Annotated in this window: 13 protein-coding genes; 3 read left to right on the top strand and 10 right to left on the bottom strand. The window is 35.5% G+C overall.

The features are described from left to right. Positions 1-21: 21 nt before the first annotated feature. Positions 22-567, bottom strand: a complete 546-nt coding sequence (locus tag BLT04_RS06800; RefSeq protein ID WP_170828443.1) for a GldM family protein — start codon at positions 565-567, stop codon at positions 22-24. A 206-nt stretch (positions 568-773) separates the two neighbouring features. Here BLT04_RS06800 and BLT04_RS06795 point away from each other — a divergent pair, with 206 nt between their 5' ends. Beyond that, entirely contained in the window at positions 774-2,609 is a 1,836-nt protein-coding gene (locus tag BLT04_RS06795) for a M1 family metallopeptidase (protein ID WP_089755014.1), read from the top strand. A gap of 86 nt (positions 2,610-2,695) precedes the next feature. Further along, on the top strand, positions 2,696-3,454 hold the full coding sequence (locus BLT04_RS06790) for a type III pantothenate kinase (protein WP_089755012.1): 759 nt from the start codon (positions 2,696-2,698) through the stop codon (positions 3,452-3,454). Between the two features lie 31 nt (positions 3,455-3,485). Here BLT04_RS06790 and BLT04_RS06785 read toward each other — a convergent pair whose 3' ends face one another. After that, entirely contained in the window at positions 3,486-3,674 is a 189-nt protein-coding gene (locus BLT04_RS06785; RefSeq protein WP_089755010.1) for a hypothetical protein, read from the bottom strand. A 144-nt stretch (positions 3,675-3,818) separates the two neighbouring features. Here BLT04_RS06785 and BLT04_RS06780 point away from each other — a divergent pair, with 144 nt between their 5' ends. Further along, positions 3,819-4,769, top strand: coding sequence for a hypothetical protein (locus BLT04_RS06780; protein ID WP_089755008.1), 951 nt, complete (start codon positions 3,819-3,821; stop codon positions 4,767-4,769). 1 nt (position 4,770) lies between these two features. Here BLT04_RS06780 and BLT04_RS06775 read toward each other — a convergent pair whose 3' ends face one another. The 8 genes from BLT04_RS06775 to BLT04_RS06740 all read right to left on the bottom strand — a co-directional run bounded on the left by BLT04_RS06775 (position 4,771) and on the right by BLT04_RS06740 (position 15,135). Then, complete coding sequence (locus BLT04_RS06775) at positions 4,771-5,202, bottom strand: nucleoside deaminase (protein ID WP_089755006.1); 432 nt, start codon at positions 5,200-5,202, stop codon at positions 4,771-4,773. Then, complete coding sequence (locus tag BLT04_RS06770) at positions 5,203-5,826, bottom strand: hypothetical protein (protein WP_228421917.1); 624 nt, start codon at positions 5,824-5,826, stop codon at positions 5,203-5,205. Between the two features lie 64 nt (positions 5,827-5,890). Then, the gene (locus BLT04_RS06765; protein ID WP_089755003.1) at positions 5,891-6,811 is read right to left on the bottom strand and encodes a helix-turn-helix transcriptional regulator; all 921 of its coding nucleotides are present in this window, start codon (positions 6,809-6,811) and stop codon (positions 5,891-5,893) included. A gap of 88 nt (positions 6,812-6,899) precedes the next feature. Further along, on the bottom strand, positions 6,900-7,133 hold the full coding sequence (locus BLT04_RS06760) for a biotin/lipoyl-containing protein (RefSeq protein WP_170828442.1): 234 nt from the start codon (positions 7,131-7,133) through the stop codon (positions 6,900-6,902). After that, on the bottom strand, positions 7,130-7,738 hold the full coding sequence (locus tag BLT04_RS06755; protein ID WP_089754999.1) for a hypothetical protein: 609 nt from the start codon (positions 7,736-7,738) through the stop codon (positions 7,130-7,132). Before BLT04_RS06755 ends, BLT04_RS06760 begins: the two co-directional genes overlap by 4 nt. 13 nt (positions 7,739-7,751) lie before the next feature. Beyond that, complete coding sequence (locus tag BLT04_RS06750) at positions 7,752-9,557, bottom strand: hypothetical protein (protein WP_089754997.1); 1,806 nt, start codon at positions 9,555-9,557, stop codon at positions 7,752-7,754. Positions 9,558-9,628: 71 nt separating this feature from the next. Next, positions 9,629-13,417: a hypothetical protein gene (locus BLT04_RS06745; protein ID WP_089754995.1), complete on the bottom strand. Its 3,789-nt coding sequence runs from the start codon at positions 13,415-13,417 to the stop codon at positions 9,629-9,631. Positions 13,418-13,440: 23 nt separating this feature from the next. Next, positions 13,441-15,135, bottom strand: coding sequence for an autotransporter outer membrane beta-barrel domain-containing protein (locus BLT04_RS06740; protein ID WP_089754993.1), 1,695 nt, complete (start codon positions 15,133-15,135; stop codon positions 13,441-13,443). Between the last annotated feature and the right edge of the window lie 9 nt (positions 15,136-15,144).

Genomic DNA, 15,144 nt, shown 5'->3' with positions numbered 1-15,144 from the left:
GTAAATAAAAGGAACATATTTTTATTTAATATCAATCACTAATTCCGTTACTTTTTTTAGATCAACATTTTGTAATTCTGGGTTAGAATTTAAATTGTCAATAATCATACTGTCACCAGATTTCATATTGTAAATCTTTTCCTTGGCAGATTTATTAAATTCATCTCCATAATTAACCGTTGGTTCTTCATCATTAATTTGGTAGCGAAACTTTCCCACCCGCCCTAATTTCATAACAAATTGAGGAATGAAATATTCTATTTTAGAAGTAGCAAGCTCTTCCTTAGATAAAGTAATTTTTCCTATTTTGTTTCCGATACTTGCGAAAGCTTTCTCAAGGTTTACTATTCGAAATTCTCTTTTTTCAATTATTTCTTTTCCTTTAACAAAACTAATTATGGTGATTTCCATTGATGTACCTGTAGAAGGAGCAATAGAATATTTATTTTCCCCCTCTTTATAAACGCCTAATCCACTTACTGTAATACTATCCGATTGGGGAACATAAATTGTCAGATAATTTTTTATGCCTCTATATAAAATATTAAGCCTTTCATTTTCTATCACGGATTTAACGCTTGGATCCTTTGAAGACGAAATATGCTTTTTTGATGTGCAATAAATGCAAGTACACAACATGAAAATATATAGAATGTTTTTTTTCAATAGAGTAGTAATAATTATTTTTTTACTCAAAGATATAAATTCCCATAACGAAAAAGCATTTGAGCCTCTTTTAAAATTTACTTATCTTTAAAAAAATAAAATTTTAAATGAAAAAATCGATTGCAATCATTTTTGCGTTTATCATTTCTCAATTTCACGCGCAGCAAGGAGCTTATTATCAGCAGGCTGCGAAATACAAGATGAATATTGATGTAAACGCTGAAAAATTTACTTATCAGGGAAATCAGGCTTTAGAATATACCAACAATTCACCGGACGAGCTAAATGTGGTGTATTTCCATTTGTATTGGAACGCTTTTAAGCCTAATTCAATGATGGATCAGAGAGTGGCGGGTCAGGGTAAAAATGGTGATTCAAGATTGCAGAAAGATGGAGTTTCAAGATTGGCTTCGATTCCGAAAGATCAGGAAGGAGCGCAAAATATTCACTGGATCAAGCAAAACGGAAAAGACGTAAAGTTTGAAATTCAGGAAACAATCATGAAAGTGTATCTGGCAGAACCGATTAAGCCTAATTCAACAACCAGTTTCACTATGGAATGGGATGCTGTGATCCCTCAGCAAATCAGAAGAAGCGGAAGAAATAACAAAGAAGGCGTTGATATGACCATGACACAATGGTATCCAAAAATTGCAGAATATGATTACGACGGTTGGGCAACTTTTGATTATATCGGAAGAGAATTTCATGCGCCGTTTTCGGATTTTGATGTCACAATTAAAATTAATAAAGATTACGTAATCGGAGCAGGAGGAATTCTCGAAAACCCGACGGAAGTTAAAGGTTACGACACCAATGCAAAAATCAAAGCTGAAAAAAATAAAGCAACTTGGAGATGGACGGCGAAAAATATACTTGATTTCGCCTGGAGCGCAGACAAAGATTATGTTGTAAAGAGTTTTGATATTCCTCAAGGCCCGAAAGTATTTTTAGTATATCAAAATAATGATAAGACGAAAGTTTGGGAAGAAGCTCAGCCTTATGTGACGAAATATTTCCAGATCATGAATTCCCATTTCGGAAAATATGCATATCCGACTTACGCTTTCATTCAGGGCGGCGACGGTGGAATGGAGTACGGAATGTGTACCATGATTTTAGGGGAAGCTAAAGATATTGAAGGATTAATGGGATTAATGGCTCATGAAGGTTCTCATTCCTGGTATCAGCAGATGCTGGCCACCAATGAATCGATGCGTCCGTGGATGGATGAAGGCTTTACAAGCTATGCCGAAGGTTTTGTAATGTATCAGCTGTTTCCGGAAGAATTGCCGAATCCTTTTGCGAAATCGGTGGATGCATATAGAAATTTCATCAAAAAAGGAATCGAAGAACCCGCAGTTTGGCTGGGTGATCACCACGACAACGGAACAGCCTATACGTATGCTTCTTATGTAAAAGGTGAATTGTATCTGGTACAGTTGGGCTACATCATGGGAGAGCAGAATCTGGCTGAAACATTGAAACAATATTATGATCAATGGAGTATGAAGCATCCTTCCGACAGGGATTTTCTGCATATTGCCCAAAAAGTTTCGGGAATGGATTTGAAATGGTTCCAGAATTATTGGATCAACACCACAAAAACCATCGATTACGGAATTAAAGATGTAAAATACGACGCAAAATCAACAACTATTACTCTGGTGAATAACGGACAGGTTCCGATGCCGATCGATTTCAGTGTAATGACAACAGATAAAAAAGTGATTACGTATCAAATCCCGTTAAATATGACCCATACCTGGAAAGAAAAAGATATTTACGGCGACTTTAAAACAATGCCTTACTGGCCGTGGACACAGAAAGAATATACATTGATTGTACCTTATACGAAATCTCAATTATCTGTTCTGGGAATTGATTTTAGCCAAAGAATGGCCGATGTGAATACGGAGGATAATTTTGTGGAAGTGAAGTAGCAAGATATTTAGAGATAAAATAGAGGGGGTATTGTGAAATACTCCTTTTTATTTTTATAAATTTGGAATTATTTTATTAAAACTAAATGAATTCAATCGTAATCAACGTAGGAAACAGCAATATCAGATTTGGACTTTTTGATGATGATAATTGTGATATTTCCTGGGTGGTCAATACAAAACCTTACAGAACACCGGATGAGCTGTATGCTCAGATACTGATGCTGTATCAAACCTATAAAATCGAGCCAAAAGAGATCAGTAAAGTAATTATCGGTTCGGTGGTACCTCAGCTTACAACGGCGATGAGCTCGGCGATCAGGAAAATTCACGGGATCGTTCCGGTGATCGTTGACAGGAATACACCTTCGGAAGTTCAGGCAAAATCGAAGCAGATGGGAACGGATATTTATGCCAATCTTGTTGCTGCCCACAATCTGTATCCCGACAGGAAAAAAATCGTTCTTGATTTCGGAACCGCACTTACGGCAAGTTGTGTTGCGGAAAGCGGGGAAACTTTAGGCGTAATTATCGCCCCGGGAATCATCACCGCTCTGAATTCATTGATAAGCCAGACCGCCCAGCTTCCGGAAATTGAATTGGTAAAACCAAAAACCGTGTTAGGATTAGATACCGTAACCTGCATGCAAAGCGGAATGGTTTACGGATTCCTAGGAATGGTGGAAGGTTTTATTGATAGGATTAATGATGAGGTGAATGATGATTGTTTCGTGGTCGCAACAGGCGGAGTTTCTCATGTTTACAAGCCTCTGACCGAGAAAATTCATGTGATGGACAGGCTTCACACCTTAAAAGGACTTTATTTCTTAGGAAAAGACAAATAAAAAACAGCCTTGAAAAAGGCTGTTTCATTTTTTATAGACCACCATCGCAAGCAATACAATCTTGTCCGGGAATAGGATAGACCCATCCTCCGCAACAATCTGGAACGGGTTGAAGTCTGCATCCCAATTTTCTTACTCCGTTATCGTCTGTGTAAAAACACTGATCTGGTCTGATACCGCCATTGATTTTTGCGGTCTCTTTTCTTGATAATTTTCTCATAGTAATAATTTGACTGATTTGATTTAATCAAATATAAGTGATTTATCTAAAATATTTGATGTGATTTTTATTTCTGATTGAATTTTTTATGATTAATTTAAGATTTTGTGTAAGTTTTTATTTAATTTAAACTAAATTGAATGAATGAAAAAGCTTACCTTTATTTTCTTTTTGTCAATCCTGTGTTTCGTTAAATCACAGACAAAAGTTGCCGGAACGTATCATGTAAGCTCCGGAAATCCTGATGATGGCGGATATAATTGGGTGTTGCTGGATAGTCATGATTTTGCAATGTTCACTTTTGGGCAGATCATTGCAGGAAAATGGAGCATTGATAATAAAAATGTGATCACTTTTAAACCTAATATTCCACAATATCCTTTTGATGTGTACGGAAGATTTGATCCGAAAGTGAAGGGTACAAAAATAATGTTCAGCAATTTTAATGGTAATGAAGATGCATTTATCGGAAATTCCGAGCAGGGAATTCAGCCGGTTTTGAGTCCGGATGCCAATTGCCTTCCTTATCCTTTGTTGAAAGAATTTAATGATCAATTTAAAGATATTCTATTGTCCGTTTCTTCATACAATCAGGAAAAAGCAACTTTTTATAAGGCTGATTTTCAAAAATACAATGATTTTATTGTGACGTATTATTCGTCCAGCGTAATGGTAAAACCTTTTACAGCCGAGTTGAAAGATGACAAACTATATTTTGAAAGAAAGGAACGACCATCATCAGAAAGAAAAGATATCAAACCCGAAGAATTAAAGGAATTTGAAATGTATCTTTCTCAAGGCACTTCATCTGAGCCCAAAGAATCGATTGTTGGGAATAAATCTTACAACATCATTTCATATGGAATAGGGGAGTCGCAAGAAAAATTTGATGAAGAAACGTTTTTAAAATTTAATTATAAATATGATCCTTCAACAGAAATTTACACGGCAAAAAATAAATATAATGTGCCTAAAGACGATGCTTACCATGATCTTAATACATTATATAAATATCACAGAATTGAATTAAAAACCAATCAGAATTCTTATCAAAAATCAAATAAAAGCATTTTCAATATTACGTGTAAAAACTGATTTATCTTTTTGATTTAAAAAATTCTTTCACGATAGTTGAGCATTCATTTTCCATAACACCGCTTACGATTTCTGTTTTTGGATGAAGGGAAAGGTTTTTATTAATAAAACCTCTTTGCTCATCTCTAGCCCCGATCACAACTTTTGAAATCTGCGACCACGAAAGCGCCCCGGAGCACATCACGCAAGGCTCTAAAGTCACGTAAAGCGTACAATTTATTAAATATTTCCCGCCAAGAAAATGAGCTGCAGAAGTAATAGCCTGCATTTCTGCATGAGCGGTTACGTCATTTAAAGTTTCTGTAAGATTGTGCGCTCTTGCGATTATTCTGTTATTTGAGACAATAACGCAGCCAATGGGAACCTCATCTTTTTCAAGGGCAATTTCGGCTTCCTGAAGAGCCATTTTCATGTAATATTCGTCGGTAAACATTTAATTGACATTCAGTGTTAAGGGCAATACATAACGGTATCTCACTGCATTTCCTTTGAAAACGGCGGGTGAAAATTTTTCTGGAACAGAATATAAAGCAATCTCGGCCTGCCTGTTAAAGGTAAAATTGTCGCCGTGTGCTTCCACATTGGTGATTGTTCCGTCTTGTTCAACAATAAAAGCTACGTTGGTTTTGATTGATTTTTGCTCGGAATATACGCCATCCGAATAAAAAAGATTAGAGACAACATTTCTTAAAGCATTCATGCCTCCGGGATAGTTTGCCGGCTTGTCATGGATGGGAAAAATTTCCGGAGCATCTGAATTCAGACTTTTACGGGCAAATTTCTTCAAATCTTCCAGATTTTTCGTTTTTAGTAAAGCTCCGACCAATGCTACATTTTCGATGCTGTCCATTTTTTTCATAAAAAACAGAAAATCACGTTTGATGGCATCTTTATTTAAAACATTTGTTTCAGCATCATATTTTTTCTTGAATTCCGTATTTAATAAAATTCGGTGGTGGTTGTAATAATTCTTCACATTTATAAACTCTTCCGTCTGTTGTGAAAAACAAAAGAAAGCCTGAAGAATGAAGACAATATAGAAAAGTTTTTGTTTCAAGAGATGCAATATTTAATGTAAATGTAAACAAAAAACAGCAGATATTCTGAATAAGCAATGAAATTTAAAGCTCCGGATAATTTCCCAAAGAGGTTTTTAAATGGGTTCTTATATCATCAACTAAAGTTTTAGGTTCTAAGACGACAACTTCTTTTCCGAAAGAAAGAATTTCCTGCATAAAGTCATATGTCGGATGCAAAAAGAACTCAAAATAAATATCTTCAGGCGTTTCTCTGGTCTCTTTTTGCGATTGGTGAAGCGGAAAGCTCCTGATATATTCTCCCTGATGCCTTGTACATTTTAAGACAATTTGCTGAGGTTTTTGCTCAGTAAGATTCATAACGCCAAAAGCATTTTTAAAATGTTCCCTGAAGTTGTAATTGTATTTTTCTCTAAACTTCGTATCGCTTACATCGAGATAATTAATTCGGTCTAAACCAAACGATTTCAGGGTTTTATCTTTGGTGTCAATCGCAATCAGATACCATCTGTCTTTGGATTCTTTTAATGCTAAAGGATGCACTTTTCGCGAAGTCATCAATTTGTTTTTGTAATTGTAATGCTCAAAAGTCACGACTCTTTTGTTACGAATGGCAAAGAAAAGGTCATAAAAATTCTCGATTCCCGTAGGTTTTCGGCTTTCAAAAAAGATAAAATCTGAGAAATCCGGATGTAGATTAAGGGCGTTGCTTACCTGAAAAGATTCCAGTAATTTTTGGTTGTATTCATCAACCTCCATGATCGGGCGGCTTTCGATATAATACCGGTTATCTCCCTTTTTCTTGTTGTGAATGGAAAGATTAAAAAGATCAGAAATCTCACGGATATCTCTCTGCAGCGTACGGATCGAGTAGCTCTTGATCCCCGCATCCTGAAATTCGAATGAGTTCAAAAGATAGTCCTCCAGCTGAGAATAGGTAGCCGGAGAACTTTCTAATCTTTTTATAATTAAGGCATATCTTGTCAGGTAAAAATCTTTTTTCATGGTAGAATTTTATAAGACAAATATATGGGCTTAATGCGACAAATGGTGTCGTGTTTTATTTTTGTGGATAAGTTTGTTAAAAAGGAGATTAATAAGTTATTGTACAGAGAATATCATTTGTTTTCCCTATTTCTCCTTCTTTAAGGAAAATTTTAACTTTACCTGCATAATCCGAATTCATTTCCAAATAAAAATCACCACTTTCAATTTCTACTAAAAGGCTATTTATTTTTACATTTTCATTATCTCGAATATACCATTTTTTTACTTTTATACCTTCATTACTCATTGTGGAAGGAACTTTTATTTCTACTGTTTTCATTTTATTTTTGGTTTCCATTTAAAAATTCTATACTCATCAGCTATGATATTTATTTCCTTGAAATGTGTGATTGCAACATCCAGATATTCTGGTCTGGGTAGATAATGGCCGCTTCCATTTACAATAGAAATAAGTTTGCCTTCTTTGATTATCGCTGTACCGGCATTTTTAATTGTATTAGAATTTCCTGATAAAAAAGCATGACCATGACCTATAAAAAATTCATTATTATCAGTAATTATCCAATCAATATACTCTCCGCCTGAGTCAAAGACTCCTTTATGAGTTTTAATCATTCCCTGTTCAATTTTAAAAAAGTACCTTTTAAAATTATTTGTTTCTGCAGCAATTTGCTTTGTTAATTTTGTATTGAGATTCAGCTTTTGTAAAGTTGAGTTGTAATTTAATTTTGTAACATACTTTATAAAATTATCCAAGTAATCATCCCAGGATTTTCCTTGTTTTCCGGCATCATTCAATAATTCATCAATATAATAACCAAGATCTTCAGAAGGAATGTCGCTTATTATCTCAACATTGTCTCTGATTATTTTAGTTTTTCCATCTTTATTTACAAACTTAAGGCATTTTTTTGCAATTCCCATAATATTTCATTTTTTAAGAAATTGGACATAAATCAAATACACCTTTATAGTAGCGAGTAGGATGCAAACCCAAACTTTCTAGCTTTTTTCGCGCATTAGTATTAAATAATTTCTGATATGCTTCAATAATAAATTCCTTTAATCTGGAACCTATTTCGTACATTTCGTCTATCAACTTCATAATACCGGCCGTACCTTTTTCCATGAGTTCTACTAAGGCGTCCAGACCTTCTACCATTTTAGCAAAAGATTTAGCCGTTAATTTTCGGGTAAAATCAAATGCCTTTTTAGCACCTTTTGTGATACCGCTAATCAAGCCAAAAAGTTCCTGAAATACTCTTCTTGCGACTTCCTCTACCGAAAGAGCTCCCCCGGAAATAACGATACCTATGATTACTTCAATAACTACAGAGATGATAAAACCATAAAAACAACCTAAGTAATATGCTACTTTTACGATGCTTATTGTAAGATTAGATTCAAGTGTTTTCTGTATAAAATGTAATACACATTGTTTGAAATCTAATTTTTCCCAAGCTTGTAAGGCTTCCTCTATTCTCTCTATTAGTTTTGGTAATCGGGTTTCCAGATTTTTCATGAGTGTTTTGTAGGTTATAGAAGTGTCAACAATCATTTTTATCATCCCCAATAAACTGACAATTGTATCTACAAGGCTATTCCATATTCCACAGGCAAAGGCATTAATAGAGCGGATTCCTGTTTTTAGGATTTCAGATAGATCAAAATTTTCCAGATCATTGATAATATGTAGACATTTAGTATATATGCTGTTAAATGCGGAATAAACAATATCATTTAGACCTAATTTTTCATTGTTTTTGGAGCGTAGGCTGTCTATTTTCAGTTTATCTACAAGATATTCATCTATGGATTTTAATTTATCTGAATATCTTCTTACAATGCTTTGTATCTGCTTGTTTAGGGCATCATCATCAATATTATCAAAGGCTTTTTCAGCTTCTTTAGGGTAGAGTAGTGGAGAGAATCCCTTTTCTGCATCCGGATTCCAGCTTTCTTCACTTATTTTTACTTTGTTGACATATTCTACTGCTACTTCCAATAAATTACTAAGCCCATCCATGGTAAATTGTGTAAATGCACCAAAAGTGATAAAATCAACAACTTTATAAATTCCTGAAATACCTCTAAGCAATGGATATTGTGCTTTTCCGAAACGTAAAAGTTCATCTACAAAGTTTCGGTCTATATCCTGACCTGTATTCTCTTTAAAGGCTTTGATGAGAAAATCTTTAAGACTGTCATTTTTCTTAACGTGTGCATCATAAGTGCTCAAAAGACTTTCTTGTATATATTCTCCCACTCGAACTGCACCAAATGTAAAATCAGTTTTATCTCCGGTATTATCTTCTATAAAAAATAATAGTTCTTTTGTTCCAGGCTTGGTAACTTTATAGGTCTCTTCTAGTTTTTTAGCACTTTTTGATATATATATTTTTACACCAAAAGCGAATTTTTTGTTCTCTGAATTAGGATAATAATAAAATTCATCGGATTTTATTTTCATTTCCTCTGGATCTGATCCGGAATCAGTAACCGTTTTTACAGAATTGTAATCGGTAGTATGTGAATCCATAAAATATGTTTGCTTTGTAAATAAAGAATTTAAACTGTTTTCCAAAGGAACTGTTTTTAAAACATGATTTACATTATCCATACCCCTTATAGTATTTCCGTATCTTGAAAAAGTAATATTGTTTTTGCTTCTTAAAAAATCCTGAAATTCTTTTTGAGGATTATCCGGATAGCCTGATTCATTTAAATATTCCTGTAAATTCATTTTTAATAATTTTAAAGATTAATAAAAAGGCAGAGCTTTATACTCTGCCCGTTAAGTATGATTAAACAGAATTATTGAAGAGCCTCTTTAAGGTCAGCTAAAGGAAGCTGGGCTACGACTTCTTTCGGGTTGTCATCTGTAGTGAGCTGAAGGAATCCGTTATTTAGTTCGATGTTGTCGACAAATCTGTCGTCTCCGGAATTCAATTGAGAATCTACAATTGAGAATTCAGTTTCTGTAACTACATCAGAAGGAACTTCGAACTCCTCAGGATTTTCTTGTGTGAATGGTAATGCGGTAGTGGTTACCAGTCCTGCAGAATCTTTCTGAAGAATATTTAAAGAAGTTGGTAATGTTGTAATCCAAGCTTTTCCTTGTTTTAAACCTAGTGGTTCACGCATTTCATCAACAATACTCATGTACATCGGATCTCCGATTACAGGAACTTCTCCGCCATTCCAGATTCTTCCGGTAGTTAAGAAGAACTGAACTGCATCTTCAAAACCAGGATTTACCGTCACAATAACTCTTGCCATACCGGCCTGTAGGAAGCTTCTGAAAAGTGGATCTGCACTTTCTGATAAGTACATATTTTGCCATTCTTCACGGTTTGCCCAATAATATGGATAGAAGGTGTAATCCATAATGGTCCATTCGAAGGCCTGTTCCATAAACTTGGCTAAAGCGGTATACTGATCAAGGTTTTCATCTAAAATAATACTGAAATCCTGCATTGCTTTTGCATTATTGGTAAGGTTTCTACCTAGTGCGGAATAATCCTGAAGCAAGTAAGCGATACAGTTGTGTTTAATAATTACTCTTTCCATATCACGGTAGAAGTTGGACAGTTTTTCCTTATTGGCTTCTTCCTGTTCTTTTGCCGTTGCTTCCAGTTCTTTTTTCTTCTCCTGGAATTCTGCATAAGCTTCTTGATAAGCTTTGATAATAGCATCAAAGTTTTCCTGTTTCCAGGCATTCATATACGCATCAGAAAGTTTGCAGGTAACTTCAAAATTGAAATTTACAGAGTCAATATTTGAGCCCTGATAAACAAAATCATAGCTTCCTGTAACATTTTGTGGAGAAAATTCAGCGATAGCATCTATGGAGCGGCCGCTATTAGGGAAAGAAGCCATGCCCCCACTAAAATTACTTGTAGATAAAGAGCTTCCTCCCGATCTGTTTCTTTCGAATCCGTACCACATTTTCACATGGCTTGCCTGGTAATTTGCAGGAATGTCAATCGTTAAATGCTTATAGCCTCCGTCTCCATTTAATTTGATCCACTGTACGCCGGTGGTGAATTTTTTGGTTGATTCTATCAGCTCAGTCAGTTTCACATTATAAATACTAGCCCAATGCTGTAATTGGTCTAATGAAGCCGACTTAGGATCTGCCATTGTCCATGGTTGTGGGGCAGTTCTAGGATCAATAGGCGCTGTCAATGTTTCTGTTACAGTAGCGGCAGTTGCCAAACGGTGTAATTTTGCAGGCTCAGGGATCATAAATTCAAACATGGTACGCTTACCATAGTTGTAAATCTGATTTTTAATTTTCTTATCCACCCATCTGTAAACGCCGATTACATGCTTGTCGCCATTTCTGTTGTCGAAACCATGGGCATTGTTTTCTTCGAATTCTTCAATAATTTTTTCGATTCTCTCCTCTGCTACTTTCGTAAGGAGTCTTTCTGTTGCTTTTTCTGTGATTTCCTGAGATTTTGCAACAGCTTGTCTTGTACTTGTTTCTTTAGAGTTGTGAGAGGCAAAACTTCCGCCGACTTCGAATGGTTTACTTCCGCCTCCATATCTAAAATGGGCTTCAGCATTAATATCTTGCTGAATGATATTAGCTATTTCAGACTGCATATCATTTCTTGTTGTGGTAGTTGTGTCATTCAGAGTTTCCCTTTCAGTAGATTTTGAAGTTGTGGTTTGGATTTCACTTCTTCTTAATCTTCTTGTAGACTTTTGCTTAAACTCTTTTGCCATTACATTCTCAATATGAGTAACTTCACCCGGAACGTAGGCATGAGTAGTTTGTACAACTTTCAAATAATCTGCAATACCCAATCTTTTTACCCCGAAGTGTTTCGGATAAAATGCTCCCGGCTGAGGCGTCTGGCCTCCTTCTTCCGGATTTTCGGGTTCTTCTGTAGATGATTCTTCAGTGTATAAAATTCCCGTATAAGGCTGGCCAATAATAACATCGGTGTATTCTACAGTTGCCTGTTTACCATTGTTAAAGAAAATCTGAATTTTTAATGATCTGATTATTTTCCCGAATTTATCAACTAAAATAGGAGGGAATGTTACCTTATTGTCTACAATTCCGATATTAGAATAGGTTTCATCAAATGTTCCGAAATCTGTAATAGCAGTTACTTTTGCCGAGCCTAAGGCGTAAGAATTGCTTTCTGCCTGATAATAAAAAGTAAAAGAAGCGGGAGTTCTTGAATAAATCGGGTCATAGCTCGCTTTTAGATAATATGTTCTTGAAATAATTTGTGAAAGATTACTCCTTGAATTACTTACGGGAACTAAAATATTCCCAAGGTTAAGGTATTTCTGCTCCTGAAGCGGTGATTTCTGAAATAATTGCTGAACCGTTGAAGATAGCTCTTCGTCTAATTTTTCAAAAACTTCAACATACGTGTCATAGAAATCAATCATTTCAACAACCGCACTGCCCAGTTTTAATTTTCTGTCGGATATTACGATACTGTTTGAAAAGTCAAATCCGTCTGCAGGAATTTCCCCACTTTCCAGTTCAGTGAAAATACTGACATATAATTTTAAAGAATCTAATGAAAGTTTTGCTTTAAAATCCTCAAAATTAAGCTCATCTTTAAAAACGAATGTGAAAGGAGGAATTTCTAAAGGCTGAAGATTTGCATACAATGCTTCAATCTGATCTTCCGTCATTCCTTCCCTGATTTGTGACTCGATTTCTTCAAGCTGTAGATTGTAGGCGTTTATTTCTTCGTTATATTGTTCCTTATAGGCTGCAAGGGCAAGCTCGTAAGCCTTGTTTTTAGCTTTTACATAAACCGTCTGAATTTTTTCTAACTCAGCTTTTAATTTTATAATTCCTTCTTTTTCAAAATTAAGCTTTGATAATTCTGTAATTTTATCACCTTCAGCTGTTAACTGATGTTGAATTGAAAGCGGAATATCGTTTCCGTTAATGATTCCATCTCCAATTTTAGATACATTCACCTGGAATGTATTATTTGTAGAACCGGATCCTGATCCTGAACCCGAACCTACACCTTCGTATCCGTCGCCAAAAAATTTCATGGGTAATACGACTCTCGCTTCCAAAGCCTTGGCTTTCAGATCTTCGCCATTGATTTTAATAAGCTCAGGAGTTACAGGTAAATCACAAGCATATCCGAAATGAAGAGCCTTTAAAATATGAACCAAAGCTTCTTTTACATAAAAATTCTTTTCTGTAACGGTTTGATACATTAGATTATCCCAAAGTGCCGGTATTTTAGCCTGAATACTCGCCGTATTGTATAAGCTTTTTGCTGTATTTTCATCGGCAGCTGAGATGGTTTCTCTTTTTGAAATTTTTCTACCGATTTTTAAAGCTTCAGACAAGTCGCCTTCTTCAATTTGTAATTCGGTTTCGTAAACTGTAGGATTAAAATTCTTTGCAGCACGCTCCAGAGTCTGGAATTTAGCAAGTGCCGTATCATTAGGGTTGATAATTGAGTCAAATGCGCTCGGAAGCTGGGATGGTCTCAGGATAAATCCGAGGTTTTCTTTTTTAGTTTCTGTTAATTGTGGGTTTCTTAAGCTTACAAATCTGAAAAGGGTTTGTGAAGCGTTGTTTTTTGTATTTTCTGTTGCCATTTTACTATTTTGTTTTTAAGTGATTAATCGGTTGTTTTTGTGTATTCAAGGGTAAGGGTGAAGGAATCGATTTGAGAATAATTTATGCTGTTGACATCCTCAATCTTAATCATATCTAGCTGTAAAGTGAAAAAAGTCTGTCCTCTCCATTGATTGCCTGCAAAGGCAACATCTCTGGCATACCATTCTGTAAACATTTGGTTTGAAACAATCATTTCCATATCCTGGAAATCAACAGTAAGATCAATTTCTCCGTTTGAAGGAATGCTATCAAATACAACTGTTTTTCTGTAGATAGGTTTTCCGTTGATCCATGTTCCGCCGGTTTTTACTTCAGTTCTGGAATAAGATAATTTTTTGTCTACATATTTCTTTTGGACGTAGCTTTCATCCATATAATGATCGCCATAATAGACATTGCCTTTTAACCCGGAAAAATTCGGATTTGACGATCCTATACCAACATGCTCTTGTGATAGATATAGCTGTGTTATCAAATTATTGTTGCCGATTAAATACATATAAGGCGTTAAAGCTCCGTCATCCTGTATATCAAACCCCGATGTTTCATTCGCTGATTTGCTATAGAAGCCAAATGAATTTCTTCCTGTCGTATCGCCACCTTTATATTCGATTGAGCCTGTCAAAGGTTTATTTGTAATAGTGCCGGATAATGGTATTGTTTCTATTTTATTTTCCCAGCCAAAAGTTCCATCCGGTTTTGCTACGATATTTTTGGTGTAACTGCTGTCTGCAGAAGGCATTTTTCCGGGAGTAACTGAAAATTTACCGTTAATGTTTACATATCTGTCGACGAAATCTCCTGAGATCAAACCCTGAGATAACGTGAGCAGGCCGCCGCTTACATTATTGCCGATAAATAATTTATTTTGTAAAACGGTGTTTCCAAAAAGGTTAAAATTTCCGATAATTGTGTTGTTGAATGAATTGGAGGCTAATCCCCCGGAATTGCATCCGAGAATAATATTCAGACTCGATCCTGATCCATATCCTGCTCCTGAATATGTTCCGACAATAGTATTTCCGTAAGAGTTTGTTGCATTAAGAAAAGCATTATATCCAATAACCACATTTTCACTTGCTCCTTGAGCTTGTTGCATGGCGTAGTTTCCGACAACAACATTTCCAATGCTACTGCTGTCATTTTGAGTAATTGAAGCATACCCGACAACAACATTGTCTGTACCCGAAGGATTAGAGTTTTTACCGATTGATATTGTATAATTAGCCTGTTGATTGAGAATAGAAATATCCCCGCCAATAAGAATATTTTCCATTTGTGAAGATCCCCCAAAAGGAACACCTTGCACATTAAGATATTTGTCGGTAGAACTTCCTCTTTCGGTTACCGTTTGTAATGTTCCGGCATCATCCTGGGTAATATCCACATACCTGGTTCCGGTCCATCGGTAGAGCTTGTCATTATCTGTAGTGATGTATATTTTTCCTGATTCACCTTGTGCCGACAACTCAGAAAGTGAGCCAAACTCAAGTACATCATCCACATAGCTTGGGAGCTGTCTTGCAGGAACTTTACCGCTTACCAGATCTGCTTTTTGAGAAAGATCTAAGTCTACTTTATCTGCCGGAATTTTTTCATCCTTATGCCAGTAAGAGTCCTGCCATTCCCAAAATTCTTCCTGCTTTGGAATGTCATTATTTTCAAAATATTGTTTTAATTCTTGTTTTGATTTCATTTTTAATTG

The sequence above is a fragment of the Chryseobacterium soldanellicola genome, from assembly GCF_900100115.1.
Taxonomy (GTDB): domain Bacteria; phylum Bacteroidota; class Bacteroidia; order Flavobacteriales; family Weeksellaceae; genus Chryseobacterium; species Chryseobacterium soldanellicola.
The sequence above is the reverse complement of the archived record's forward strand: the minus strand, read 5'-3'. Positions and strand labels throughout refer to the sequence as shown.

What these genes read in the sequence shown, in the direction of transcription:
- BLT04_RS06795 (WP_089755014.1), top strand. Translation starts at nt 774, where the DNA reads ATGAAAAAATCGATTGCAATCATTTTTGCGTTTATCATTTCTCAATTT.
- BLT04_RS06790 (WP_089755012.1), top strand. Translation starts at nt 2,696, where the DNA reads ATGAATTCAATCGTAATCAACGTAGGAAACAGCAATATCAGATTTGGA.
- BLT04_RS06785 (WP_089755010.1), bottom strand. Translation starts at nt 3,674, where the DNA reads ATGAGAAAATTATCAAGAAAAGAGACCGCAAAAATCAATGGCGGTATC.
- BLT04_RS06780 (WP_089755008.1), top strand. Translation starts at nt 3,819, where the DNA reads ATGAAAAAGCTTACCTTTATTTTCTTTTTGTCAATCCTGTGTTTCGTT.
- BLT04_RS06775 (WP_089755006.1), bottom strand. Translation starts at nt 5,202, where the DNA reads ATGTTTACCGACGAATATTACATGAAAATGGCTCTTCAGGAAGCCGAA.
- BLT04_RS06765 (WP_089755003.1), bottom strand. Translation starts at nt 6,811, where the DNA reads ATGAAAAAAGATTTTTACCTGACAAGATATGCCTTAATTATAAAAAGA.
- BLT04_RS06760 (WP_170828442.1), bottom strand. Translation starts at nt 7,133, where the DNA reads ATGAAAACAGTAGAAATAAAAGTTCCTTCCACAATGAGTAATGAAGGT.
- BLT04_RS06755 (WP_089754999.1), bottom strand. Translation starts at nt 7,738, where the DNA reads ATGGGAATTGCAAAAAAATGCCTTAAGTTTGTAAATAAAGATGGAAAA.
- BLT04_RS06750 (WP_089754997.1), bottom strand. Translation starts at nt 9,557, where the DNA reads ATGAATTTACAGGAATATTTAAATGAATCAGGCTATCCGGATAATCCT.
- BLT04_RS06745 (WP_089754995.1), bottom strand. Translation starts at nt 13,417, where the DNA reads ATGGCAACAGAAAATACAAAAAACAACGCTTCACAAACCCTTTTCAGA.
- BLT04_RS06740 (WP_089754993.1), bottom strand. Translation starts at nt 15,135, where the DNA reads ATGAAATCAAAACAAGAATTAAAACAATATTTTGAAAATAATGACATT.